General features: G+C 31.2%; 1 protein-coding gene. It reads right to left on the bottom strand.

The genetic code is table 11. From position 1 onward, the window contains the following. Nucleotides 1-81: 81 nt before the first annotated feature. Nucleotides 82-1,224: a dihydroorotase gene (locus HMPREF9129_RS02180; protein WP_004819869.1), complete on the bottom strand. Its 1,143-nt coding sequence runs from the start codon at nucleotides 1,222-1,224 to the stop codon at nucleotides 82-84. Between the last annotated feature and the right edge of the window lie 373 nt (nucleotides 1,225-1,597).

Genomic DNA, 1,597 nt, shown 5'->3' with positions numbered 1-1,597 from the left:
TACAAAAAAGGCGTTTTACATGATCCATGTTAAAACGCCTTCTCAACTTATTTTATATTCCCTTTAAATTTACAATTTATATCACTCTTTATATACTACTTTTCCATTACAGATAGTGTATTTTATTTTTCCAAATAATTTTTCTCCTATATAAGGTGAGTTAGATGATTTTGAATGAAATTTATCTACTACAAATTCTTCATCTATATCAAAGATTACCAAGTCTGCAACTGCTCCAACTTCTATTGAGCCTCTTTCCAATTTGTATAGTTCTGCTGGATTTATAGTCATTTTTCCAATGAGTTCCATCAAACTCAAATGTCCCTTTTTAACTAAGTTTGTAAATCCCAATCCAAATGCTGTCTCTAATCCTATTATTCCACTTGGAGCTTTTGTAAATTCCACCATTTTTTCATCTTTTATATGTGGAGCATGGTCTGTTGCGATTATATCTATTGTTCCATCTTTTAAGCCTTCAATTATCGCTTTTCTATCAACTTCTGTTCTAAGAGGTGGATTCATTTTAGCAAGAGTTCCCTTCTCTCTTACCAACTCTTCTGTACTTGTAAAATGATGTGGAGTTGCCTCTGCATAAATATTTGCTCCTCTGGATTTAAAATATCTTACAAGTTCAACCGCTCCAGCTGAAGAAATGTGTTGTATATTTACTTTACATCCTGTTTCTAATGCAAATACTCCTTCTCTTGCAACCATTACATCCTCTGAATATGAAGGTGCACCAAAAAGTCCCATCTCATCTGAAACAACTCCATGATTTATTCCATTTTCTACATTTAAATTTGGATCCTCTTCATGAAATGATATTGGCACATCCAATTCTTTCGCTTTTCTCATAGCTTCAAGTATCAAAGGATTATTAGTATTTGGAATTCCATCGTCTGTAAATCCTAAAGCACCATTCTCTATCATAGCATGCATATCAACGAGTTCATTGCCGTTGAAATTTTTTGTGAGCGCTGAAATTGTCAGTACATTTATGTCTTCTTTGCTTGCTCTATTATTAAAGTCTGACAAAGTTTCTACATTGTCCATAATTGGTTTTGTATTTGCCATGCAAATCACTGTTGTATATCCACCTGCTGCAGCTGATTTTGCCCCTGTGTGAATATCTTCTTTATGTGTAAACCCAGGATCTCTAAAATGCACATGCACATCTATAAAGCCCGGAGCCATTACTAAATTTGTTCCATCTATGTCACCCATAGAATCTATATCCCCTATTTTTTTATACGTTCGCCTTCAATTAAAATATCTGTAACTTCATCTATACAACTTTTCGGGTCAATAATTCTTATATTCTTAATTATCATTTCTCACCTCTAAAAATCAATAATATTTTCTTTTAGCTTTTCTTAAATTTATTTTTACATACATTAATAAGCTTTGTAAAGTTTATATCATATCTTTAGTTTTCCGAATAGAAAACTCCCTCGAAATTTTCTTAATTTATCCTAAGCGATATTTCTATACTTGATTATTTATAATTGATTTTTTACTAATTTTCTATGTAATTGATTGAAATTCATCTCCAACGCAATAAATATATAATAAATTACTTTATTTAAACATTAGTATG

The organism is Peptoniphilus indolicus ATCC 29427 (genome assembly GCF_000227315.1).
Taxonomy (GTDB): domain Bacteria; phylum Bacillota; class Clostridia; order Tissierellales; family Peptoniphilaceae; genus Peptoniphilus; species Peptoniphilus indolicus.
Note: the sequence above shows the minus strand (reverse complement) of the source record. Positions and strands in the feature narration are given on the sequence as shown.